The organism is Ignavibacteriales bacterium (genome assembly GCA_016709155.1).
Classification (GTDB): domain Bacteria; phylum Bacteroidota; class Ignavibacteria; order Ignavibacteriales; family Ignavibacteriaceae; genus JADJEI01.
The window spans coordinates 262,849-287,719 of the sequence record JADJEI010000006.1; the positions used below are offsets into that span (position 1 = coordinate 262,849).

Consider the following 24,871-nt stretch of genomic DNA (forward strand, 5'->3'; position numbering starts at 1 on the left):
TTGTTAAATTTTAAAAATGAGCCTTTTGATAATTTATAATCAATAAGAAACTACTGTCAGACTTAGCCTGTCGAAGTCTGGAGATGATCAAAATTATCATCCTTCGACAAGCTCAGGATGACAGTCGAAAAATTTTTCAGAAGATTCATACGCAAAAAATTATTCTGCTGTTTTTCTTAATACAGTATTTGCTGTTTGATAGGCTTACGGACAACAAATAAAGAAGAATTGCAGAAATGATTTTGTAATTTTGAGTAGCCGATATTTAATTATTATTGAAAGCGATGGAAGAGCAGACTACCGATACAATATTAAACTCTTTAGCAGAAGGTGTATTTACTGTTGACAAAAATTTTAAAATAAATTTTTTCAATTCTGCTGCTGAAAAAGTAACAGGGCTCGATAGAAAAGACGTGATTGGAAAATTTTGCAAGCACGTTTTAAAATCAGAACTTTGCTATCTGAATTGTCCCATTGCTTCAATCCTTGAAAATGGAAAAAGCATTTTCGACTTAGAAACACAAATACAGCGTAGTGACGGCAAAGTATTGCAGATTCGTATGAATGCCGCTGTCTTAAAAAATGCTTCTAATGAACCAACCGGTGGAATAATTTCTTTCCGCGATATGTCTGCTTACAAAGAACTTCGCCAATATCTCGAACACAATACACAATTTTACGGCATAGTTGGTTATAGTAAACCAATGCAGGAAATATTTTCTTTGATAACAGAAATTTCGAACACTGATGCAACAATATTGATAATAGGTGAAACCGGTACGGGTAAAGAATTAATTGCGAACGCTGTTTACCTAACGAGCAAAAGAAAAAATAATAAATTTGTGAAAGTTAATTGCGCAGTTCTTCCGCCGCAGCTTCTTGCAAGTGAATTGTTTGGTCATTCTAAAGGCGCTTTTACAGATGCAGTGAAAGAAAGGATGGGGCGTTTTGAATATGCCGATGGAGGTACAATTTTCCTAGATGAAATTGCCGAGATACCTATTCAAATGCAATTGCAATTACTGCGAATAATTCAGGAAGGAGCTTTCGAGCGATTGGGTGAATCGCAAACCCGTAAGGTGGATGTAAGAATTATTGCCGCAACAAATGTAAATATTGAAGAGGCTATTAAAAACGGTACATTCAGAGAAGACCTGTATTACAGGTTGAATGTAATCCCGATAGAGGTTCCCCCATTAAGAAAAAGACGAGAGGATATTCCTCATCTTGTAAATCATTTTATTAAAAAATTTGCTTTACTCTATTCAAAAGATATAACTCAGATTGACGATAAAGGGATGGATTTGCTTTACAGATATGATTGGCGTGGTAACGTACGCGAACTTGAAAATGCAATTGAATATGCTATGATCAGATGCAAATCATCCGACACCTTGTGCGCTTGCAGTTTACCTGTATATCTGCGTAATAATGTTAAATGCAGTAAAGAAAAAAATCATATATCCGATCCTTCCTCATCAGAAATATTAAGGCTGCTCGAACTCCATCAGTGGAACAGGTCAAAGGTAGCAAAGGAATTAAGTATTAACCGATCAACTCTCTGGCGAAAATTAAAATCAATGGGTATAGAATAAATCAACATTATAATTCACTACTCCCTTCCTCAATGTTGCAATGCAACAAAATGATGCACCATCCTTTAACATTTTACAACCAAATAAGATAGCACCATAAACTTACTGCAGTGTTGCAACTGCCGCATTTATAGCATTCAAATTTTTATCTCTAACTCAATATTTTTTCTGGTAAAAGATTTGCTTGTATAAAAATATTATGAGCGAAATGTTAGCAAATCATTATTTCCAGAATCGTAAATTCATTACAGCCGCACCCTTGCTTGAAAAAGCTCTTAAGTATTCCAATGATGATTCTTTAAAGAAGAAGCTAATCATCTGTTACGCAGAAACCGGAAGAATTTCTGAAGCATTTAATTTATTCTGCTCTCTGATTAAAACAAACATTAAAATTATTTTGGATACAAATACTGCTGATGAAGATTGCCCCTGCCCCGATCTAATTTTTCAAATGGAAAACTCATTTTATTCAAATGATTTGGATTTTACAAACTTACTTCAATTGGGAATGCTCTGGCTATTTTGCGATAAAGAAACTTCACTCAATTATTTCCAAAAGGCGTTAACAATTCAGTCCAACAATAAAGAAATTATTGATACAATATCTATAATAAAAAAACATAATCAATCTCAGATGTTATCACACTAAACTAAAAGGAGTTCAAATGAAAAGTAATTTATCAAGAAAAGAATTTTTAGTTAATGCCTCCAGAGCTGCCGTTGGTGTAACTGCAGTAGCCGGGTTCTCAAGCCTTGTTACAACTGCTACAACAAAAGCCAAACCTCTTATCACCCCCTGGCCCTGGCCTTATCAAGAGTTGGATGCAGAAGAAGTTAGACTTCAGGCTCATTATCTTTATTGGAATGATAAAGACTGCTGCGCCGGTGTATTCGGTGCTTTAGTTAATGCATTAGCTGCAAAAATAGGAGAACCATGGACTAACCTGCCAATGGAAGTTATGTTATTCGGACGCGGCGGCGGCGGAGGTTGGGGTACTCTTTGCGGTGTAATAAACGGGGGGGCAGCACTCATAAGTCTGGTTACTGAAAAAGCTGCATCAGGTCCGCTTTTAACAGAACTTTTTGGATGGTACACTCAGGCTGAATTACCAAGTGATGCAGCAAATGATATCGCAGTTAATGGCGGGTATCTTGTTCATAATTATGACGATGCATTAGTTCAGAATGTTTCCGGAAGTCCGCTTTGTCATATATCTGTTACTGAATGGTGCGTTGCAGCCGGCAAAAAAGTTAGTGATGTTGAAAGAAAAGAAAGATGCGGCAGAATCGCCGGTGATTGCGCTGCAAAAACTGTTGAACTTTTAAATGCCTACTTCGCTGGAACTTTTGTTCCAACTTATGTTGATCCTGAAACTGTTACTGCATGTTTAGGCTGCCACGGAACTGCATTCATGAATAATGTTATGACTAAAATGGAATGCACATCCTGTCATGGTGACCCGCATGATACCTCCGCAGTTGAACCAACCGGCGGAATAGTATCCTCATTTTCACTGAGTCAGAATTATCCTAATCCATTTAATCCAAGCACGAAAATTAATTTTGCAGTCCCGCAAACAGAAAAGGTTCGTCTTGATGTTTATGATATTCAGGGTAAATTAATTAAATCCTTAGTTGATTACGATCTGTATCAGCCAGGGAATTACAGTGTTGAATGGAACGGAAGAGATAATCACGGTAAGAATGTTGCCAGTGGCATTTACTTTGTCAAAATGCAGGCAGGTAAATTTGCACAAACAAAAAAGATGAATCTTGTAAAATAAACTTTATAAATCTTAAATTCTTTTTACTCATTGCTTTAAATGGCGGTCACTTAATCAGTGATCGCCATTTTTTTTAATTAAAATCTTTCCAACTCAGGTTATTAATACGAATAAATCTTTAAACCGTTAAAACGGTTTCCTTCGCTGCTCGAGCTTTTTTAACCTATGGAATAAATTCCATAGAGAACCGAAATAGTTTTTCTGATTGTATTTCCCTTTCAGGTTCTCAATGCGATTTATCGCATTGAAAAAACATAGACTAAAAAAGTCTTAACGGTTTTAACCGTTTACCTACCCACCCATTAAACAGTTAAAACGGATTTGCGACTGGTTTAGCTTCTTTTTAGCAGGTGTTTTTATGTAACACTTACTGAAGCCAAAACTATTTACACTTTAGTTACGAACACTCAAATGAACAATTATAAATTGGAAATCTTGAATAGCGAATTAAAGATTAGAAAAATATTTATAATAATCGTAGTAAGTGCTTGGCATAATCCTTAAAATGTCTCTCAAGGATCATCAAAATAAAATATAGTTACTATTGCAAAAATGTTATATTTTTTGGCTGTATGATTTGATCTTTTAGTTAATTTCAACTAATAATACAAGGAGGGGTTATGTCCCCAAAGTCAGATGCAAGTCAGGTAAAGTTTAATCTTCTTTTCAAGAATCATCCACTACCGATGTGGATTTACGATATTCAATCTCTCGCCTTTCTCAAAGTTAATGACGCTGCTGTAAAATATACGGCTACTCACGTAAAAAATTCCTTACACTTACTCTAAAAGATATCAGACCCAAAGAAGATGTTTCCCGGTTGATAAAGGATGTTTCTAAAAAACGTCCGGCACTTCAACAATCCGACGATTGGCGGCACAAATTAAAAAGCGGAAAAATTATTGATGTTGAAATAACTTCTCACACAATAAAATATAACGGTCGTAAAGCTGCGCTTGTAACTGCAAAAGATATTACCGATAAAAAACTTGCAGAAGAAAAAATAAATAAACTGAATAAAGTTTATGCTGTTTTAAGCGAGGTCAATCAAACAATAGTGCGCATCCGAGACGATAAGAAGTTATTTAAAAACATTTGCCGCATAGCTGTTGAGAAAGGCGGCTATGTAATGGCGTGGATTGGAATGATTGATACAAAAGAAAATAAAGTAAAAGTAATTGCTTCAGCAGGTGTTACTAAAGATTACTTAAAAAAAATAAATATTGATTTGAATGATAAAAAGCGAAGCGGCGGACCGACGGGATTAGCAGTAAAAACCGGCAAGCACGTTATTTCTAATAATATTGAAGAAGACAAAAGAATGCTTCCCTGGCGAAAGGATGCAATCAAATACGGTTACAAATCTTCTGCATCTTTTCCAATTAAATTGTTTGGTAAAGTTGTTGGATCATTCTCCCTTTACTCATCGCAGGAATTGTTTTTTAATCATGAGGAAATAAAACTCCTCCATGAGATGGTTAAGGATTTATCCTTTGCTTTAGAATTTATTAAAGAAGAAAATATAAAAAGAGAGGCTGAGGAAGCATTGCGTGAAAGCGAAGAAAATCTTTCTATTACTTTACATTCCATCGGGGACGCAGTAATTACAACAGATAATAAAGGCATTATAAATAAGATGAATCCAACTGCAGAAAAATTATGCGGCTGGAAAATAAATGGTGTAAAAGGAAAACATCTCAATGATGTATTTAGAATAATAAATGCTGATAGCCGATTGGCGGTTGAAAGTCCATTTGAGAAAGTAATTAAAACCGGTAAAGTGATAGGTTTAGCAAACCATACAGTACTTATATCCCGCGATGGAAAAGAAAGAAATATAGCTGACAGTGCTGCGCCAATTAAAGATGCTAATGGAAAAATTAAAGGCGTGGTACTTGTATTTTCTGATGTGACTGAAGCATATAAAACACGAAAAAAATTAGAGCGTAACGAACAACTTCTTCAAGAATCTCAGAAGATCGCTCGTTTAGGTAACTATACGTGGGATTTATCAAAAGGTTTTTGGACAAGCTCAGATATCCTTGATGATATTTTTGGAATAGATAAAAACTATATTCGTTCCTTAGAAGGTTGGGCTGCTATTGTTCATCCTGATTTCAGGGAAATAATGAAAAATTATGTTATTGAAGATGTTATAGGTAAACGCAAAAGTTTTGATAAAGAATATAAAATTGTCAGGATTAAAGATGGTAAAGAACTATGGGTTCATGGCTTGGGTGAACTTGAGTTTGATAATAAGAAACAGCCGGTAAGATTAAAAGGGACAATAAGTGATATCACCAAGCGCAAGCTGGTAGAAGAAGCATTGTTTAAAAGCCGTAAAGAATTTAAATCCTATTTTGATTCGGGTTCAATCGGTTTAAGCGTTACAGCTCCAGATAAAACCTGGCTTGAAATTAATCAACGACTTTGCAAAATGTTGGGATATACTAGAAAAGAATTAATCGGACTTACCTGGGATTTAATCACTTATCCTGAAGATATATTTGAGAATTTAAATTTGTTTCAACAAGCACTTGATGGTAAAATAGATAATTACGAGATGGACAAGAGATTTATCAGAAAAGATGGCAGAATTATTTATGTTACACTTTCGGTTGTTTGTCAGCGTAATGATGATAGGACTGTTAATCATTTTCTTTCTTCTTACAATGATATTACTGAACGTAAACAAGCCGAAGAAGCCTTGCAGAAAAGTGAAAATGAATTGCGGGTTATTCTCGAATCCACTGCTGATGGTATTTTAGCCGTTGACCAAAATGGTAAAATCATCAAAACTAATAAACGATTTGCTGAGCTTTGGAAAATACCAAAGACTCTGATTAACTTGGGAGATGATGAAGCACTTTTGAAATTTGTATTGGATCAATTACTCAACCCGGAGCAATTCCTTAATAAAGTACATCGACTTTATAATACATCAAATGAAGATTTAGACACGCTCATTTTTAAAGACGGTCGTGTTTTTGAAAGATATTCTACTCCCTTGTTAATGGAAGATAAAATTAGTGGGCGCGTATGGTCTTTCCGTGATATTACCCAGCAAAATCGTGCGGACGCATCACTGCGTAAAAGCGAGGAACGGTTCAGAAACCTTGTAGAAAATATTAATGAAGTATTCTATTTATCAAATGGAGAAGGTAAGATTGAGTATTGCAGCCCAAATAGTTTTACATCAATAGGATATTCGCTTCAGGATATACTGGGAAAATCATACATTCGTTTGATAGCGCCAATTGACCGGCGTTTGGTGGTAGATCATTATCTCGAACAAACTTTAAATCGTTCTTCAGATTCTGTTCTTGAATTCAGAGTACGTCGTAAGGATGGGACAATAATATGGGTTGAGCAAATTACTCATTTTGTTCGTGATGCTACCGGAAATGTTGTTGAATACAGGAATGTCGCGCGTAATATTAACGATCGCAAACTTGCAGAATCAAAGCTCCAAAATGAAAGGCTGCTGCTGCGAACACTTATTGATAATATTCCGGATTCAATTTATTTAAAAGACTTAACCCTCCGTAAGACACTCGCCAACGCCGCTGATGTCCGCTACGCTGGAGCAAAATTGGAGCTCGAAGTTTTAGGTAAAACTGATTTTGAGGTTTACCCAAAGGAACTTGCGGAAAAGTTCTTTGCTGACGATCAATCAGTAATACAAACCGGCATTCCTGTGCTTAATAGGGAAGAATATATTATAGATGATAAAAAACAAATACGCTGGCTTCTTTCTTCCAAACTTCCATTGAGAGATAAGGATGGTCGGATTATCGGTTTGGTTGGTATCGGTCGGGATATTACTAACGCAAACAAGCCGAAGAAGAACTACGCAAAAGCAAAGAAGACTTGCAAAAGTTTTTCGATGATGATTTATCTGCAGATTATATTTCTACCCCTGCCGGGCAGTTATTAGACTGCAACAAAGCATTTCTAAATATATTTGGTTTTAAATCCAAACAAGAAGCTCTTGCCTCTCCTATTGAAAAACTATATCCGCTTCCATCTGAGAGAAACCGGTTTATTGAGTTTATTAAAAAGCATAAAAAAATTGAAAACTTTGAGAGAGAACTTGTTTCATTTGACGGCAGAATTATTTATACGTTTGAAAGCGCTATTGCTGAGTTTAATAATGCAAACGAATTGATCCGGATAAGAGGATACATAGTTGATATCACAAAAAGAAAAATAGCAGAAGTAGAATTAACAAAACTATCAAGAGCCGTTGAGCAAAGTCCGGCTTCGGTTGTAATAACAAATCAAAACGGCGATATAGAATATGTGAATAAAAAGTTTTGTGAGGTAACAGGCTATTCCATGGTAGAAGTTCTTGGTAAAAATCCGAACATTCTAAAATCCGGTTATCACGATAAAGCATTCTACGAAAATTTCTGGAACAAAATTTTATCTGGTAAAGAATATCAAGGTGAAATGCGCAACAAAAAGAAAAATGGAGAATTATACTGGGAGTCAGCTCTCATATCACCTTTACTAAATTCAGAAGGAGATATAACACACTTTGTAGCAGTGAAAGAAGATATAACAGAAAAGAAAATGATGGTAGAGGAATTAATTACCGCGATAGAAAAATCTGAGTCAGCCAACAAATTAAAAGATGCTTTTATCGCCAATATGTCCCACGAAATCAGAACACCGTTAAATGGAATTTTAGGGTTATCGGAAATAATAAGGGATATGTATGCCGGGCATATTCAAGAGGAAGATAAAGAATTATTTGCAGGCATTGAGCATTCAAGCAAACGAATAATCAGAACAATTGATATGATATTAAATTATTCGCGTATGCAAACCGGCGATTTTCCGGTTGCACACAGAAAAATTGAACTTTCTTCGATATGTGATAATTTAGTCAAAGAATTTTTCAACTCCTCAAAAAGTAAATCACTTAAATTTTCTTTCGAAAACAGATGCAGTAAATCAACTTCAATATTCGCCGATGAGTACTCCATCACCCATGCAGTTTCCAACTTGATAGATAATGCAATAAAATATACTAATAAAGGTTTTGTCGAAGTTATTCTTTATAACGGAGAAGATGATGAAATTTTACTCGATGTAAAAGACAGCGGCATTGGAATAAGCGAGGATTACATTCAGCATATCTTCGAGCCATATCAGCAGGAGCAAATGGGATATGGTCGTGCCTATGAAGGGATCGGGCTTGGGCTTCCAATGGTAAAGAAATTTTTACTTTTGAACAATGCAACCATTTCCGTAAATAGCACAAAAGAAAAAGGGACAATTTTTACAGTCAATTTTGGAAAACCCATTTATCAGCATGATGAAAAAATGACGGAAGAAAAAATTATAAAAAATATCCCCATACCGGAAGGAAAAAACATGCCTTTAGTTCTGATTGTTGAAGATGATAAAATCAACCAATCTACAATTAAAAGATTTATTGAAAGAAGTTATCTTGCAATTATCACTGATTCCTCCAACGAAGCAATTGAATTATTAAAGAATACTAAAGTTGATATTATTTTAATGGATTTTTCAATTAAAGGAGACATGAATGGATTGGAATTAACAAAAGTATTAAAAGCATCAAAAGAATATTCTAAGATACCGGTAATTGCTTTAACGGCTCACGCATTTGAAAGCGATAGAGCGAATGCAATGAATGCCGGCTGTGATGAATATTTAGCAAAACCTTTTTCAAGAAATGCACTGCTTGACACAATTGGCAAGTTCGTTTTATAAAGATATTAATTTAATTTTTTGTTGGAGCGTTTTAGTATGACAGATTCAAATATTCAATCAAAAAAAATCCTTATTGTCGAAGACAATGAAGTAAATAGCAAAATAATGGAATTTCAACTTGGGAAGTATTATTTAATTGATATCGCAAAAGATGGAGAAGAGGCTATCGAATTGTTTTCGAAAAATAATTATAATCTTATTCTTATGGACATAAATCTTGGTGCCGGACTAAACGGGATCGAGGTTATGAAAATAATTCGGGAATCCGATAAAGGTAAAAATACCCCGGTCATTGCAATCACTGCCTATGCTAATTTCGGCAACAAAGAATCTTTTCTAAATGCTGGCTTTGATAACTACATATTAAAGCCTTATCACTCGGATGACCTGTTAAGAAGCGTAATGGATACAATTAATATTTACAGCGATTAATCCATCCTACTCTGACTCAGCATTTTTTAGCGCATCAATATCCAGTTTTTCATGCTCATCAGCGCTTTCATAACTCCCGGTGCCTTTTCCGGATCGCTCATTAATTTTGGAAGTATAGTTGGAACAATCTGCCACGAAACGCCGAATTTATCTGTCAGCCATCCGCACATACTTTCTTCTCCCCCATCCGTTAGTAATTCCCAGTATTCATCAATTTCATCCTGCGTATCACATTCGACAACAAAGGAAACAGCTTCGTTGAAGTAATAATCATGATCTCCCGGACCATCCATTGCAATCATGTTGCACTTATTCAATTTGAATTCTGAAAACATCACCTTGCCGGCATTAGCATCTTCCGGCGGATAATGGATCATCACATCTATCGAGGAATTATCAAAAACAGAAGTGTAATTATTAATAGCCTTTTCTGCACTTCCAAACAATTCGTTGGTGAATAACATTGATGGAGATATTTTTAGATTTGTATCTTCATTACTTGAAATAGACAACTGCCATGTTACACCAAACTTATCCTGAAGCCAGCCGTATCTCTCGCTCCATGGATATTTATCAATTGGCATTAATGCTTTACCTCCATCAATTAGTTTATCCCACATTCTATTGGTTTCACTCATTGATCCGCAGATTACAAAAAAAGAAATAGATGGATTAATCTCAAACATTGATCCTCCATTAAGCGCCATAAATTTTGTTCCGTTTAATTCAAAAGTAACAACCACCTTATTGTAAGAAGTTATTTTGGAATTATTGAAAATGGAGCAGTAAAATTCTGCTGCGGCTTTGGCTTGTCCGTTAAACCATAAGCAAGGATAAATTTGATTTGTCATTTTATGTTCCTTATTTATTTAATGAAACTTCTGAGAAATAAATATCTTCCTGTTTGTCATTCACCTGCCATCACCGCGAGAATACATTATGCGGCAGTGGCATTAGAGGTCTCTAATTTTTTTTTCATAATTATATCTGTTTGTTCTTCGGTTCCTAATTTGAATAAATGTTTCCCAGATTCAGTAAAACCATTCTTCTTATAAAAACTAATTGCCTTTACATTTTTTTCCCAGACACCAAGCCATACAAAATTTATCTTCTTTTGCTTTGCTGCTTCGAAGGCTTTATCGAGCAGAAGATTACCAACTTTGTGTCCCTGAAATTCTTTCAGAACATATATACGTTCAATTTCGATTGTGTTATTCTGAATAGTTTCAGTTTGAGCCTGTCCAAAATTTATTTTCAGATAACCGATTATCCTGTCGTTTAAAGTCGCAATATAAAATTCAGAATATGGGTTATTAAATTCAGATGATAATTTTTCAAAAGTAAAATGTTCAGCCAAATACATTTTCATATCTTCTTCAGTATTTACCTCTGAGAAGGTATCGTAAAATGTTTTTGCTGCAACAATCAAAAGCTCATTAAGTTCTGCAAGTTTTGCTTTAGATACTATTATGTTTTCGGTGTGCATATTAATTCGTTTTATTATTTAAGCTTAATTATTTCTTTGTGAATTTAAAATCTCGATTACTAAAATGCGCTGTGTAAAACTATTTATGTCTTCAAGCAAATATTATTTGCCTTAGATTTTATTGTATTTTTTTTAAATTGTATTTGTGACAACAGCAGTTCTTTAGTTAGCTAAATCTACAATAATAAAATTAAAAACTCAATAGAGCACTTAATTTATTTAAGAAGAAAATTACACAGAGTACTTGAAATGCTTAATTGCTTGTGTTTTCCTCTCAGGTTCTCAATGCGATTTATCGCATTGGAAAAAGGATCAACAAAAAGATTTAACGGTTTTAACCGTTTATTGAAACGCCGTATTTTTTTAGAAATAATTGATACTCTTCCGCATAACTTTTAAGGCGATGATGTTCTTCCTGATTTTTGATGTATTTTATCACCGCACTAACCCTTGTAGGTGAGACAGAGAACGCACCATAACCTATTCCCCATTGAAATTTTTGTCCCGTCATTCTTTGCTGATTTATATAATGTGAAGAAGATCCTTTTAACAATTTTATACACTCTTCAACGGATAGGTTTGTAGGTAGGTCTATTAAAGTATGAACGTGATCACTATTAACGAAATTATTCTCCATATAAATGTTCTTCTCCTTAGCATATTTAAAAAGATATTCGGAAATTTTTAGCCTCGTTTCTTTGCTTAGTACTTTCTGATGATCAAGTGTTTCCCAAATAAAGTGTATTCAGATTTTGTGGTGTGAGTGTTTTGACATCTTATTTCCTTTTTTAGTAATAAAATATTAAACCGTTAAAACGGTTTTGCTTTTTGTTTAGCTTCTTTTAGTCTATGGAATAAATTCCATAGAGAACCTGATAATGATTTTGAACTGCTGTACGCCTAATATTTTATTTGCATCGGGTACAACATTTTATTTAAGTTATAAGTATCAAGGTAGAATAGTTACGCAAAACAAAAGGAGTTTCTTATGAAAATAATAATTTCGATCAGGATGCTGGTTTTAAGTTTCTTTTTAATTGGTGTTTTTAGTGTAACCTCTGCAGGATGCTTAAAGAAAGACACATCCGAAAAACCGCAAACCCCCACTAATAATAACACTCCCCTGCCCGGCGATACGACCGTGACCAAAGATCCTTTGCAGCTTCCTCAATTTATGCCGGATTCTCTTAAGCTACTATTCCAGGCGTTAATTACGACCGAAGCAGAAAAAATATTTAGCACCTACCCGGCGGGGTATGGTGTTTTATATATAGATTTTGAAGGGCATTATCACGGCGCTACAAGACTTGATGAAAGTCGTGTAACACTAAAATGGAAAAATGCAAAAGTTCAAAACCTAAGCGAAACCGAATTGCAACTATGGATTCCTGAAATAAATATGGAAAACATTTCAATGGAAGGATTAACCATACCCATAAACCTTAACGAACAGCCGCGGGATGCAGGAATATCAAGTGCAACATTAAGAATGTACAGCCAGCTAATAGCCAAAACAAAAGATGGAATGATAATTTTGTTAGGGTTTAGATGAGAGATAGAAAGTATTTTGGAATATGATTTTAAAACAACAATCCCGACTGTCATCGGGACTACTGTAAATGTTTTCACAACGGAATAATCCTTATTGTGATTTGTTTTTGAAGTGTTGATAGAAAATTAATAAATCATTTAACAAAATTAATAATCTATGAAAAGAAATTGATTTCACATTAATGCGGATCACTATACAATAAATATTACTCTCACAGCTATAGCTATCAGGTTATTACGTAATAACTTTAGTTATAATAGCTTAATAATGCATGATAACAAATTATTTTGCTATCCAATGCCCTTACCCCAATTAATCTGAATATATAAGTTACTAAGAAAGTTACCTTTTGCTTTATTATATTCTTCAATAAACCGTATCTTACCAATTAATGATTTTTGAATATCTTTTAGTTTAAATTCTTCTTCAAAAAAATCACGAGCAAATTCAACTCCCTCAGTTATTAACACTTGTAAAATATATTCCAACTTTTCGTAAACTTTTATCGGAACATCTGGCTTATGTCTTTTTAAATCTAAACCAACCGATACAATTTCTTTACTATTCTTTCTCTTTAATAATCTTTTCTTTTTATTATTAATATAGAATCCATTCTTAAGAATTGATTTGTCTATTTTATAAATAGCTTTATTTAATTCTGAAATCCTACCAGATATTAAAACGTCGTCAATCCACCTTGAATAATTTAGTTTATGGTTATTGCATATTGATTGAAGGTCATAATCCATTTTCCAAGCAATTAGATTAGCAACAATTGGACTAGTTGGAAACCCTTGAGGTAGTCTTTTATCATAAATCACTAAATCTGTAAGAATTTGAGATATTCTTTCTGAACGTCCTGAATTTTTAAAAAAAGAATATACCCTATCGGAATTAATATTAGGGAAAAAATCTTTCAAATCAATTTGATATATCCCTTCCCTACCGCAATGAGATTTAACCATATCATAAAGATTTTTATCTACTATACCACCACAAACACTTTTGGGAAATTTCGACCGTGACATTAGAAATTTATGCAATCTTTTTAAGATTAATTTAAACTCGCCAACTGGGTAATTGAGTATTCGAAATTCATCTGAATTCTTTTTGGGTATTTTTTTTTCTTTAACAATTTTAGATTTGATGGAGATAATCTTTAATAATCTTGATTCAGTGGTTTTAAGTGGGGTCGTAAGATACTTAATTTCATGTAAATTAAGTTTTAGAGGAATGTGTTGTAATACTTTACTAGGCATCTATCAATTTTAGCTTGTCTCTTTCAAAATCTCTCAATACTGAATTTAATTCACTCATGATGTTTTTAAAGTCCTTGTTGGCGTTGCTTTCGCGATTTGTATTTTGAAAAATAAACAGTTGTGACAATGTCATATCAAATCGATTACAAAATGAATGAAGAAAAGTAAGTGAGGGTTCTCTTTTTCCCTGTTCATACATTGAAAGTAATGAGGCAGGGACATCTAAATCTAATGCAAGATTTTTTTGTTTGATTCCACTATACACCCGAATCAACTTAATTCTTGTACCCAATTCGCTTAGAAGTTCCATTTATAAACCTATCGGTATTAAATTTCAGAAAAAAAATGCTTTTAATATTATTTAATCAATTGAAGTAACGTCAAGAACTTAACTATAAGCTCGATTAACGAATTAATCATACTCAATCTATTTCGAGCTTTTTCATTTACAAGTATTTTATCAATTTGCTTGATAAGACCTGCAATGAAAATCTTCAACCGATTTGGTGCTCCACGTACTTGAGAGATATTAGTCAGAGTATTTTTAAGTTCTCTTAACTGTTTTATATCTCTCGGTGTGATATTGTTATTTTTCATCTCGATTCAACCTCCTTTCTTTGAAATATTGGAACAATACTTTAATTAAAAGCCCAGGAAAATTTTAATCCTGGTAGATAAACAATGACAATATGCATAATCTATCTACAAAGTTTTATGGATATAGTTGTTAGTAGATGGAAGTATGATTAACCGAAGTATAACTGATTTTGATTAACATAAGCTTGACATCCTCTATGCCCACTTACTTTTAGTATCCTGGTTACTACAACAATTTGAGTAAGAATCATCTTAAGGAGACGAATGGAGGTTGATGTAATAAATATCACAATTTCAAAGAACCCAATAATTACATATTGGATAATCAAATATACTTATAAGTTAACTCAGAAACAAATTAATTTACAATATGTGAATTACTTAATGTTTTAGGGACAAAATATCTTTTAGTCCAAAAAGTTAATACGTCCCTAATCTTTACAAATAGTATTAGACTTTAGTACAAATATAATCGAATGGTAAAATCTTTTTCTGGATTTTCTTATTTTTATTAGTTTCTAATCAAGTACGGCAGTGTGTAAGCATATTTTCTAATCCTACAAATAGTTATATAGTAAAACCGCCATTCTTTACAGGGTTAAAAGTACGGGAAATAAACAAAAATTAAAAATGAAGAATTAAGAATGAATAATTAATAATTAAGAATTAGGAAGTTGGAGATTGGAAGACGACAATTCTTAATTCTTAATTCTACATTCTACATTGGAAATAATTGATAAACTAATTTTGTATCTGGTTTCCAACAGCAAATCCATAACCGACAGGAAAAGTCCTGAACACCATTTTATATATATAAGCATTCTCAATTATATCAGGATCGCTCCACGTTTCGCCGCGGTCAGTTGAATAAATAAATTGACTCCCTACGGTTTTTGCACCTGTATCGTAATACGCTGCTATGCATTTACCATCGGCTGCCGCATGTAGATCTTCAATGTTTCCAAACCCCGGCATCTTTGACGACAACGATTTCCAGTTCATAACACCGGTGGTTGTTTTAAAAATCGTATTATCATAACCGGCGGCAATACCATACCGTCCATTTTGCTCTTCAGAAAAACCAACCGTTATAAAGATTTTAGTGCTGTTGAAATTATACTCAGTCCATGTAACCCCGGCATCCGTGGACATTACATAAACTCCGTTTGAGCCAACACCAACACTTGTATCACCGAAGCAGTGGACTGCAAACAGGGATTCAGTTGTTGGAGATGTCTTTATAGTCCAGTTAAAACCTTCATTATAAGAAACAAGTATAGTGCCTGCATTGCCAACTGCAACGCCATAGGTGGGTGTAAAAGAAACACTGTTCAGGGTATTGGGAGCTGTTGTAATAATATTCCAGGTAGTGCCGTCATTAGTACTTAAAAAGATGCGCCCTTCATTATTGACTGCAATCATTCCTAAATTAGAAGTCACTGCGATATCTGAAAATATAGTACCTTCTGTTGTCAGCACATTAGTCCAGTGAAGTCCGTTATCTAAAGACTGCCAGATAGCACCTTTGCCTAAGGTGTCCTGCCCGCCTACAACAAAGATGTTGGAAGCAAATCCAAACGCTCCGGCACGAAGTTCCTTAGCAAAACGGAGGGTGTCAACTTCAGACCAGGTAACTCCCCCATCAAATGTTTCGACAAAAACAGAATAGGGTCCCTGCTTTGTGTTATTAGTGTCAATTGAACTTTCAACCGGTCCAAAATCACAACCCAAAATACCTGTTAGAATAAAAATAAAGGCTGAAATTATTTGATAATATTTTTTACGGGTATATGCACTTGTAAAATTAAACATATAACATTCCTTAGAATTTGAATTATGCTGTAATAAATCTACATCAATAAAACAAAAAACTCAAGAGGGAAAAAACAATTAAGAATTAAGAATTAACAATGAATAATTAAGTTAGGCTGTCTGATTTCAATTTTGATTAAGTAATTGTCTTATTGCAGCAAGGTGCGAAAGTAAAACCAATGGCACTACACAAGCCGGAAGCAGGTTAAAAGGAAAATATAAAACAGCAATATTAGGTTGATCGAAAGCAAACTGCTGAAACGAAAATGGAGCGGATAGAATTGCATTTAAAACAATATTCAAAAGAAGTCCAAGGCAGATAAAATTCCACGTCAGAATTACTTTATTATTTATTTGTTTTTTAATAAAGCCAAAATAATAAATAAAGGGGGCTGTCAACCCGGATAAAATGTCAAAGTTCCTCCCCTCAAAAGTCATAAGTTCAGGTACAACTTTATTAACATATAACCAGAAGAGTACAACTTCAACAGGAATTCTTATTATGTGTAAAAGGGTTAATGTTCTGATGTTTAAACCATCAATATATTGTCTGCCTTTTGCCGTTAAAAATAATCCAGCTATAAAAAGGAATGGCGGTAAAACTAAAAGCAAGAAACGAGGGGGTATTGTGTCTGTCACAGTATAAAATCCGGAAAGTCCAATAACACTTTGTACCGCAATCCAGATTAATAAAATCAGTAAAGTGCCTTTTGAACTGCCGGCTGATTTATAAAAAAGACCAAATGTTAAAAGTGTTGTTAGTCCAAAAACTATGCTTATGTATGGGGTAAATTTTCCAACTTTTAAGTCACGTTACTCAAAATAGAGTTTAATAGAAGGCTGTCTCAAAAGTTTTGGCAGAGGCTATCTCAAAAGTATCATTCCATCCCGATGTATCGTGACTAGGTGACAAAAACTGACTTTTGAGACAGTCTCATACTATAATGACTTTACACCTCTGCCTCAGGGATGCCTTTGGGAGACAAACTCAGTGTGGCAGGAAAAATTACTTTTGAGACAACCAAATCTTATGAAAATTATTTCATTGAGTGAAGTGCTATTCTGTTGCCTTCGGTATCGGAGAAGTGAGCCATAAAACCATTTTCGCCAATTGAAGTTTTAGGCATAAGAATTTTACCGCCTGCTGCCTCTACCTTTGAAAGCGGCACGCTTAAATCATCACCGCCATTCAGATAAACTAATGAGCCGGTCATTGATGGTTCAAATCCTTCACCTTCCACGATTCCACCCCCAACCCCGCCATTTTGCATGTCGCAGGGAAGGAAGCCATACTTCATTTCGCGGTGAGCCATTTCCTGAATCTCTGCACCGAAAAGTGTTTCATAAAACGCTTTTGCTCTGTTGAAATTTTTTACTGGAATTTCAAACCAGTTGATTGCATTTTTCATTTTGTTTGATCCTTATTGTTTGTTAATGAATTTAGTTTTTTTTCATTTTTGTTTTTGCAAATTTTCCTTCGCTCTGAATTTAACAATTTTGGTTATCAGTCCCAATGGCAGGGGTTTATCAAGTGGAAACCGAACCGAACCTTTTCCCTGTTTATATTTTGAAAGTTCCTTCGCAAATTCTGAATGTCCTGATGGTGTAGCATAAAAGCCAATATGGTTTTTGAATGCGGCAAAATATACCAATGGCTTGCCGTTTAATTTATAGGCAGGCATACCATAACTTATAGATTCCTCTGCATCCGGCGCTGTGTGTTTTATTATCGCACGGATTTGTTCGAGTCGGTGCCGAACGTCTTTCGGGAAACTTTTTATGTAATCGTCTGTGTTTTTGAAAATATTATTCAGAGAGTAATTCTTTCACTTTATAATTTATAAAATAGTAATATTTCTTGAGACTTCTGAACAATGAGAACTATTGTCAATGTTATTTTGTCCATCGGTGACTATAGTTATCATTCATTGGCAATGTAATCGAAGATTTTTATCCAAGATGCGTAGCATAAATTAATTATCTTCATTTTATCCGGTCTCAATTGAAACTCAATCAGAAGGGTTAATAAAAATATTCCCGCTTATGTACAAAATCAAGAACAATGTATCAACTTATGTAAAACCGCATTTCACCACTGTCAATATTTTACTTTTTTTATACTCTCTAAACAAAGGAAATCACATAATTTAAGAGAAATACTAAAGATTCAATGAAACGGGAGGGTGGCATAATTTTAGTCTCTTTACGAAAAGATTATTTAATTAATGGTTCTATTCAAATCAAATTAAATATGCTCTTTGTTAAGGTTATCATGATTTTTCTCAATAATTAAATGATAACAATAAGTTAATTAAAAGATAACAAAGGGGTAACACCGAAATGCGCTGCTAAACGAAGCAGAATTCTATATTAAGAATAGTGAAAATAGAAAATAATTTTAAAGTAAAAAAAAAATAAATTTAAAAAAATGATATACACTCAAACGAATACAGTCAGAGACCCAAACACTCTAAAATCAGGATACCGAAATTCTCTTTATGATGAATCAATAGAAAAAAATTCTTTAACAAGTAGAAAGGACAAAGTTAAAGAACATTTCTCCAACAAAACGGAATACTGGGATTCTCTTTATGATGAAACAAACGGCAAGCAATCATTTACAAAATTTGAACTTAAAAAAAGGAAAGAAATAGTTTTTGATTTTATTTCCAGACTGCCGTTCAAGCCAAATCAAACTGCTTTAGATATAGGATGCGGAGCGGGGCATTACCTTGTGAATTTATCTAACATTGGGTATAGCACGGTGGGTGCAGATAATTCTGAAGAAATGCTTTTAACTTCTAAAAATAATTTAGCCAAAGCTTCCTTTCAAGAAACAAAATTGATTAATGCCGATTGTTATAATATTCCTTTTCCATCAGATCATTTCAATTTAATTATTAGCATCGGTGTACTTGAATATCTAAGCAAAGAAACTAAAGCGCTCGGAGAGATGCATAGGTTAATCAAACCTGATGGAAATATAATGGTAACTTTTCCAAATGTTTATAAGTTAAGAAATCTTATAAATCCATATTACTATTTAATCAGAGTATGGAGTTATTTGTTCGGGAAAAAAGGAGCTCAATACAGATCAGATATCGCTGCAGATAAGCAGGCAAAAATAGATTTTGGTAAATCTACAGTTACAAGATATAGTTTTAAGAAAGTAAGAAAGCTTATAGAATCTTCCGGGTACAGAATAAATGAATATCGGGGATATTGTTTTGGTCCTTTTGCACTGTGGCAGAAAAGTTTTTTTTCACTCGAGAGATCTATTAAGATCAGTGAATTCATAGAAGGCTTACAACGGTTTAGGATATTTGGCTTCTTAAGTTTTTTTGCAAATCGCTGGGTTTTATGGATCCAGCCAATAAATTCACCAGGCTTGAATCATTCGATTAATAAACAGGTGATTGATAATGAAACAAAACAACAATAATCTTCCGGTATTAATTCTTTCCGGTCATGCCATTGCATTGGGAGTAATTCGCTCCCTTGGGTCAAAAGGTGTGCCTGTGTACGTCGTCAGTTATGATACAAAAGATATGGCGTATAAATCAAAATTTATACAGCAGCATTTTGTTCTACCCCATCCTGAAAAAAATGCTGAAGAATTTATTGCGGGATTATTAAGGATACATGACAAAATCGGTAAGGCGTTAGTTTTTCCCGCAGATGATCCTACTTTAGTAGCGCTTTCAAAAAATATAGATTTATTAAAAGCAAAATTTATTATAGCGAGCCAGGATTGGTCTATCATAAGCAAGGTAATTAACAAAGACATGACTTACGCTGTTGCTGAGAAAGTTGGTGTACCATTTCCAAAAACACTTTCGTTGGATGAAACTATCACAATTACAGAGGATTTAATAAAAGAATTTCGATTCCCCTGTTTAGTTAAGCCTGTCCAGAGCCACATTTATTTTGATATCTTTAAATCTAAAATGGCTATAGTAAATAATATTGAAGAGTTAAAAAATCAGTTTGAGCAATGTAAAAAATATAGCTTAGACGTTACGTTACAGGAAATTATAGAAGGAGATATCACCCAGGGGTTAAACTTCAACTCGTTGATTTACAACGGCAAGATTAAGCAAGGATTTACTGCTTATAAAGTCAGGATGACCGACAATGGCTATGGAATTCCCGTTATTGTTCGCAGCCGTGAAATGATAAAGGAATTGTGGGATTACTCCGAAAAATTACTATCTGAAATGGGATATGAAGGTTATTCAAATGTCGAATTTAAATATGATAAAAGGGATGGGTTATATAAATTACTTGAAGTGAATGGCAGATATAACAGGTCATCACTGCTATCGGCGGAATCCGGAATAAATTTCCCCTGGATTCAATACAATTATATTATTAATGGTATAGACTTTAAGCAAAATGATTACGAAAAAGGTTTTTACTATGTGGATGAGTTTAAGGATTTTCAAGAAAAAATAAAAAAACTTTTAAGTGGTAAAGAAAATTTGTTGAGATTTCTAAAAACTTATTTCTCGAAAAAAGTCTTCGCAATTTTTTATTCAAAAGATATGAAGCCTTTTTATAAGCATTTCGCGGATGGCTTAAAGTTATTATTTGATTTCAACAGAATTTTATAAATTATAAAGAAAGTTAAACATGGAATTGATTACAGAAATTGAACAAAGTGAGTTACTAAAAACTGATAAAAAAAATCCTGCTATCGGTCTTGAAGAAGAACGATTGAAACATATCTCTGATATTGAAGATTTTGATATGTTTCATGAGAGACACCGAATTTTCCCCGCAATATTTGAAACCAGAAATCATAAAAAAATTATTGATGTTTCAGCAGGGATCGGTGCTGCCGCAAACAGAGTGAATAAATATTACAAGGCTGATCTTTTATGCAATGAGTTAGCACCCAAATGTTTAGAGTCACTAAATAAATTAGGATTAAAAACAACATCCTTTGATCTTGATGATACTTCCAAACCGTATCCATTAAAAGATGGTGAATTTGATGCGGTAATTTCACTCGCCACAATAGAACATCTTTATAACATTGATAACTTTTTCCATGAAGCGAGAAGAATACTTAAAGATGATGGGTACATCTATATTTCAGTTCCGAACTATAATGGGTTAAGTTACCTTATCCCACTTATATTTAAAGGAAAGAATTTTCACGAACCATTAAATCCTAAAGACAGTTATGAATTTTATGCTCATCTCAGATATTTCACTCATTTGAGCCTCATTAAATATATCAGTTCATTCGGATTTACTGCAGAGGCTGTTTATCTTGGTAAACCTGAAATGGGAACCCGTTACTTAAAATTCAAATCAAAACACAAAGTTGGCGCTGCAATTTATAAGGCGTTGATGCTTACCATGTATTCTGTTTTGTCGCCTCGCTGGGCGTCCGAACCGGTCATCTGTTTTAAGAAAAGAAATGACTCAAAATTAGTTCTTAATCCGCGTAAAAAAATATTGTAAATAATAATGGATGAAAACAGCGGATATTAGATTTATTGTTCTTGAATTATTTACGGTGCTATTGGTCTTCATTGTTGGATTCATTGGACTCGTTTTTGAAATTCCTTTTGCTAATCTGACAGCAAATCCTATTTCACTTCTTGATCTGCCGTTTTATCAGGGTATTTTGCAAAGAATAGGAGTTATACTCTGGGGCGGCACAGTTCTAATTACACTATTCAGTTTTTCTGTTCTGAAATCATCTGAAAATCTAAAAGACATAAAAAAGTTTTTGCTTTATTCAGGAATATTTTTCGGATACTTTTTGATGGATGAACTTCTGTTAATTCATAATTTTATTTTACCAAAAGTTTTTAATATTCATCAGCTAATTGTATTGATCGTTTATGTAATTCTTACAGTTCTTTTATTACTCAAGTTTAGAAATCTTATTAAAAAAAATAACATATCGCTTTTCGCTGTTGCAGTCACTTTTCTTGGCTTGTCGGTTTTAGTTGATATCTTAAGTTATTTAAATGTTGTGCGGTTTAGTTTTAGATACTTGTTGGATGACGGGTTGAAGTTTTTAGGAATAGCGAATCTTTTTATTTATTACTTAATTTATTGCAGATTCGCATTGAGAAAATTGACGATAAAGTTGTAATTAAAAAGTTGTTTTAATATAAGTTTATTCATTTCAAATGTTACCTAGAAAAAAATCATTTAAGTATGATTCATAACAAAGCACGTAAAAATGTATTAATGGTAGTGCATTCCCGCCTCCCCGCCGATGTAAGAGTTAGAAGGGAGGCTGAAGCCTTAGTAAGTGAAAATTATAATGTCGATATCATTTGCTTAAACCAAACTGATCGCCCTAAAAAGGAAACCATAAATGGTGTAAATATATATAGGGTCAACATGCTGCGAGAAAGACCATCCAAATATAAATATGCGCTTAGGTATATTAATTTTTTTCTTAGAGCTTTTTTCATAGCAAATAAATTATCGTTAAAAAATAAATATTCTTTTGTTCATGTTCATAATATGCCGGACTTCCTGGTATTTGTTCCGATGATTCAGAAATTATGGAGTGCAAAAATAATTCTTGATCTTCACGACCCCACCCCCGAAGTTTTTATGGCGAAATACTATGATGGGCATGACAGCTTAGGCATAAAGTTTTTAAAATTCCAGGAAAAGATCAGTATAAAATTTGCCGATAAAATAATTACTACAAACATTTCATTTTTAGAGACTTTTGTATCAAGGGGGTGTCCTGAAGAGAAGATTACCATTGTTATGAACTCACCTCAGAATACTGTTTTTAAAATTGGTACTATTGATAGCGATAATTCTATTCGAAGTGACAAATTTATAATTATGTATCACGGTACACTGGTTGAGCGTCATGGTCTCGATACCGCTTTAGAAGCCATAGGCATATTAAGACACACTATCCCAAATTTAGAGTTCTGGGTGTTTGGGGAGGGGGATTATACAAAAACTTTTTTAAATAAAGTTAAGGATTTAGATTTGCAGGATATCGTTAAGTATTCAGGATTAGTTAGTCTTGAACAAATATCAGCAACTATACCTAAAATATCAGTCGGAATAATTCCGAACAAAATCAGTCCATTTACAAATATTAATTTTCCAACAAGAATATTTGAATATCTTTTTTATAACAAACCAACGATTGTTCCAAGAACCAGAGGGATAAAAGATTACTTTGATGAAAATTCTATTTTCTTTTTTGAATCTGGTAATGCCAAAAGTCTTTGTGAAATGATTCTAAATATTTACTCCTATCCGAAAGATGCAGCTGCTATTATAACTGCGGGCGTTAAAGTGTATCATCAATATACCTGGGAAAAACAGAGACAAAATTTATTAAACGTTTATAACTCACTCAGAAAAGGATAGCGATTATATTTCATTCAAAAAAAAACTTTGTTATTCCATTTAATGTTTTTTTTCTGAGCGGTAAAACAAAAATCCCAGGTAAGGTTATTTTTCAATTAAAAAATTTATAATTAGAAGGTAAGGAATAGAAAAAGGTGATTGCTTAACTTTAAATTAGAAATTAGATCGAATCCCGTTTCTAATGGCAATAAATCTAAATTAAGACTTAAGAATTGAATATCTCTATTGATTTGTGTGCTTCCACTTAAAATGTCTTTCAATTTCAGAGGAATATTTTGAACCAATTTTTTCTTTGTGCAAATTAAGCCAATCTGAAAATGCAGTTGTTCCATTTGGTTTTTGTTTGGACGTAAGCATTTCATCCATAAGTCCTTTGAGTTCATTATGTGTTAAAATATTATCACGTAAAGCTAATCCGATTAGTTTACCGAATATAATTCCAATGGGAGGAGGAATATGTATTAACTTAGCAGCCGGTTTGATATTAGAGGTGATGAGCTGCACAAATTCCTGAAATGTAAATGACTCCGGTCCAATTGCATCAAGTATAACAGAGTTTTCTTCTTTGGAGCTTTCAATCGCAATTGAAGCTAAGTCCTCGACAAATACAGGCTGCACGCGGTATGCCCCATCCCCAAAAATCGGGAAGAGTGGAAATTTCCGGATCAGCCATGCAATATTATTTACGAGAATATCTTCATCACCAAAAACTAAGGTGGGTCTAACAATACTATAAGGAACACGTGAATTAATTAATGCTTTTTCCTGTTCAGCTTTACCGGAATAATAAGGCAGATCAGAATTTTCAGAAGCGTTTGTTACGCTAATATGAACAATGCGTTTAATCCCGGCTTCTTTAGCGCAGTTAAAAAGTGTAATTGTATTTTTGATAGTCTGCCGGTAAGTTTGATTGTCATACTCAAATCGAATCCAATAAGTGTTATAAAGTGTAGATGCGCCGCGCAGACTCGCAGTCAATTCCTGTGGGTTGTTGAAATTATATGGAAATGCTTTTATCGCACTGCCAAATGGATTTGGTTTATCCGGATGAGTTGTGATCGTAATAACTTCTTCCCCATGCTCCAATAATTTGCGGGTAATGTATTTACCAATATATCCAAAGGAACCTGTTACGACATTAAGCATTTGAAAATCTCTTTAAAATTAAGGAAGGATTTTTTTAGATAAATGATGTAAGCAATTTTTACTTACATAAATATAACAAATAATGATTG

At 33.6% G+C, this 24,871-nt stretch carries 24 protein-coding genes; 13 read left to right on the forward strand and 11 right to left on the reverse strand.

Features of this window, described 5'->3' with window-relative positions; translation table 11 throughout:
* Positions 1-284: 284 nt before the first annotated feature.
* From IPH11_11730 to IPH11_11760, 7 genes are all read left to right on the forward strand, one after another.
* Positions 285-1,595: a sigma 54-interacting transcriptional regulator gene (locus IPH11_11730; GenBank protein ID MBK6914277.1), complete on the forward strand. Its 1,311-nt coding sequence runs from the start codon at positions 285-287 to the stop codon at positions 1,593-1,595.
* A 199-nt stretch (positions 1,596-1,794) separates the two neighbouring features.
* On the forward strand, positions 1,795-2,244 hold the full coding sequence (locus IPH11_11735; protein MBK6914278.1) for a tetratricopeptide repeat protein: 450 nt from the start codon (positions 1,795-1,797) through the stop codon (positions 2,242-2,244).
* A 16-nt stretch (positions 2,245-2,260) separates the two neighbouring features.
* Positions 2,261-3,379: a C-GCAxxG-C-C family protein gene (locus IPH11_11740; GenBank protein ID MBK6914279.1), complete on the forward strand. Its 1,119-nt coding sequence runs from the start codon at positions 2,261-2,263 to the stop codon at positions 3,377-3,379.
* Positions 3,380-3,999: 620 nt separating this feature from the next.
* Positions 4,000-4,167: a hypothetical protein gene (locus IPH11_11745; GenBank protein MBK6914280.1), complete on the forward strand. Its 168-nt coding sequence runs from the start codon at positions 4,000-4,002 to the stop codon at positions 4,165-4,167.
* A gap of 32 nt (positions 4,168-4,199) precedes the next feature.
* The gene (locus IPH11_11750; GenBank protein MBK6914281.1) at positions 4,200-7,316 is read left to right on the forward strand and encodes a PAS domain S-box protein; all 3,117 of its coding nucleotides are present in this window, start codon (positions 4,200-4,202) and stop codon (positions 7,314-7,316) included.
* Positions 7,250-9,124: a PAS domain S-box protein gene (locus IPH11_11755; protein ID MBK6914282.1), complete on the forward strand. Its 1,875-nt coding sequence runs from the start codon at positions 7,250-7,252 to the stop codon at positions 9,122-9,124. Before IPH11_11750 ends, IPH11_11755 begins: the two co-directional genes overlap by 67 nt.
* Before the next feature lie 36 nt (positions 9,125-9,160).
* Positions 9,161-9,556, forward strand: a complete 396-nt coding sequence (locus tag IPH11_11760; protein MBK6914283.1) for a response regulator — start codon at positions 9,161-9,163, stop codon at positions 9,554-9,556.
* A gap of 26 nt (positions 9,557-9,582) precedes the next feature.
* Here IPH11_11760 and IPH11_11765 read toward each other — a convergent pair whose 3' ends face one another.
* From IPH11_11765 to tnpA, 3 genes are all read right to left on the reverse strand, one after another.
* A complete protein-coding gene (locus IPH11_11765) occupies positions 9,583-10,407 on the reverse strand; it encodes a VOC family protein (protein ID MBK6914284.1) in 825 nt (274 codons plus the stop codon).
* 86 nt (positions 10,408-10,493) lie between these two features.
* Positions 10,494-11,042: a GNAT family N-acetyltransferase gene (locus IPH11_11770; protein ID MBK6914285.1), complete on the reverse strand. Its 549-nt coding sequence runs from the start codon at positions 11,040-11,042 to the stop codon at positions 10,494-10,496.
* Between the two features lie 334 nt (positions 11,043-11,376).
* The gene (tnpA, locus tag IPH11_11775; GenBank protein MBK6914286.1) at positions 11,377-11,787 is read right to left on the reverse strand and encodes an IS200/IS605 family transposase; all 411 of its coding nucleotides are present in this window, start codon (positions 11,785-11,787) and stop codon (positions 11,377-11,379) included.
* Between the two features lie 243 nt (positions 11,788-12,030).
* Here tnpA and IPH11_11780 point away from each other — a divergent pair, with 243 nt between their 5' ends.
* Entirely contained in the window at positions 12,031-12,594 is a 564-nt protein-coding gene (locus IPH11_11780; GenBank protein ID MBK6914287.1) for a hypothetical protein, read from the forward strand.
* A 290-nt stretch (positions 12,595-12,884) separates the two neighbouring features.
* Here IPH11_11780 and IPH11_11785 read toward each other — a convergent pair whose 3' ends face one another.
* The 7 genes from IPH11_11785 to IPH11_11815 form a co-directional block, all read right to left on the reverse strand.
* The gene (locus IPH11_11785; GenBank protein MBK6914288.1) at positions 12,885-13,853 is read right to left on the reverse strand and encodes an RNA-directed DNA polymerase; all 969 of its coding nucleotides are present in this window, start codon (positions 13,851-13,853) and stop codon (positions 12,885-12,887) included.
* Entirely contained in the window at positions 13,846-14,163 is a 318-nt protein-coding gene (locus IPH11_11790; GenBank protein MBK6914289.1) for a helix-turn-helix transcriptional regulator, read from the reverse strand. Before IPH11_11790 ends, IPH11_11785 begins: the two co-directional genes overlap by 8 nt.
* Positions 14,164-14,210: 47 nt before the next feature.
* Entirely contained in the window at positions 14,211-14,450 is a 240-nt protein-coding gene (locus IPH11_11795; GenBank protein MBK6914290.1) for a hypothetical protein, read from the reverse strand.
* A 741-nt stretch (positions 14,451-15,191) separates the two neighbouring features.
* Positions 15,192-16,262 (reverse strand): hypothetical protein, encoded by a 1,071-nt coding sequence (locus IPH11_11800; GenBank protein ID MBK6914291.1) that lies wholly within the window; start codon positions 16,260-16,262, stop codon positions 15,192-15,194.
* 126 nt (positions 16,263-16,388) lie between these two features.
* Positions 16,389-17,042, reverse strand: coding sequence for a hypothetical protein (locus IPH11_11805; protein ID MBK6914292.1), 654 nt, complete (start codon positions 17,040-17,042; stop codon positions 16,389-16,391).
* A gap of 257 nt (positions 17,043-17,299) precedes the next feature.
* The gene (locus tag IPH11_11810; protein ID MBK6914293.1) at positions 17,300-17,671 is read right to left on the reverse strand and encodes a VOC family protein; all 372 of its coding nucleotides are present in this window, start codon (positions 17,669-17,671) and stop codon (positions 17,300-17,302) included.
* A 42-nt stretch (positions 17,672-17,713) separates the two neighbouring features.
* Positions 17,714-18,076 (reverse strand): DUF1801 domain-containing protein, encoded by a 363-nt coding sequence (locus tag IPH11_11815; GenBank protein MBK6914294.1) that lies wholly within the window; start codon positions 18,074-18,076, stop codon positions 17,714-17,716.
* A 614-nt stretch (positions 18,077-18,690) separates the two neighbouring features.
* Between IPH11_11815 and IPH11_11820 the strand changes: the two genes are divergently transcribed.
* The 5 genes from IPH11_11820 (at position 18,691) to IPH11_11840 (ending at position 23,636) form a co-directional block, all read left to right on the forward strand.
* Positions 18,691-19,704, forward strand: coding sequence for a methyltransferase domain-containing protein (locus IPH11_11820; GenBank protein MBK6914295.1), 1,014 nt, complete (start codon positions 18,691-18,693; stop codon positions 19,702-19,704).
* Positions 19,685-20,875, forward strand: a complete 1,191-nt coding sequence (locus IPH11_11825) for an ATP-grasp domain-containing protein (protein ID MBK6914296.1) — start codon at positions 19,685-19,687, stop codon at positions 20,873-20,875. Before IPH11_11820 ends, IPH11_11825 begins: the two co-directional genes overlap by 20 nt.
* Before the next feature lie 19 nt (positions 20,876-20,894).
* Positions 20,895-21,734: a class I SAM-dependent methyltransferase gene (locus tag IPH11_11830; GenBank protein ID MBK6914297.1), complete on the forward strand. Its 840-nt coding sequence runs from the start codon at positions 20,895-20,897 to the stop codon at positions 21,732-21,734.
* Between the two features lie 10 nt (positions 21,735-21,744).
* Positions 21,745-22,377 carry a hypothetical protein gene (locus IPH11_11835; protein MBK6914298.1) on the forward strand — a complete coding sequence of 211 codons (633 nt, stop codon included), beginning with the start codon at positions 21,745-21,747 and terminating at the stop codon, positions 22,375-22,377.
* Between the two features lie 65 nt (positions 22,378-22,442).
* Positions 22,443-23,636, forward strand: coding sequence for a glycosyltransferase family 4 protein (locus tag IPH11_11840; protein ID MBK6914299.1), 1,194 nt, complete (start codon positions 22,443-22,445; stop codon positions 23,634-23,636).
* 222 nt (positions 23,637-23,858) lie between these two features.
* Here the strand turns inward: IPH11_11840 and IPH11_11845 are convergent, their stop codons facing one another.
* Complete coding sequence (locus IPH11_11845) at positions 23,859-24,782, reverse strand: NAD(P)H-binding protein (GenBank protein MBK6914300.1); 924 nt, start codon at positions 24,780-24,782, stop codon at positions 23,859-23,861.
* Between the last annotated feature and the right edge of the window lie 89 nt (positions 24,783-24,871).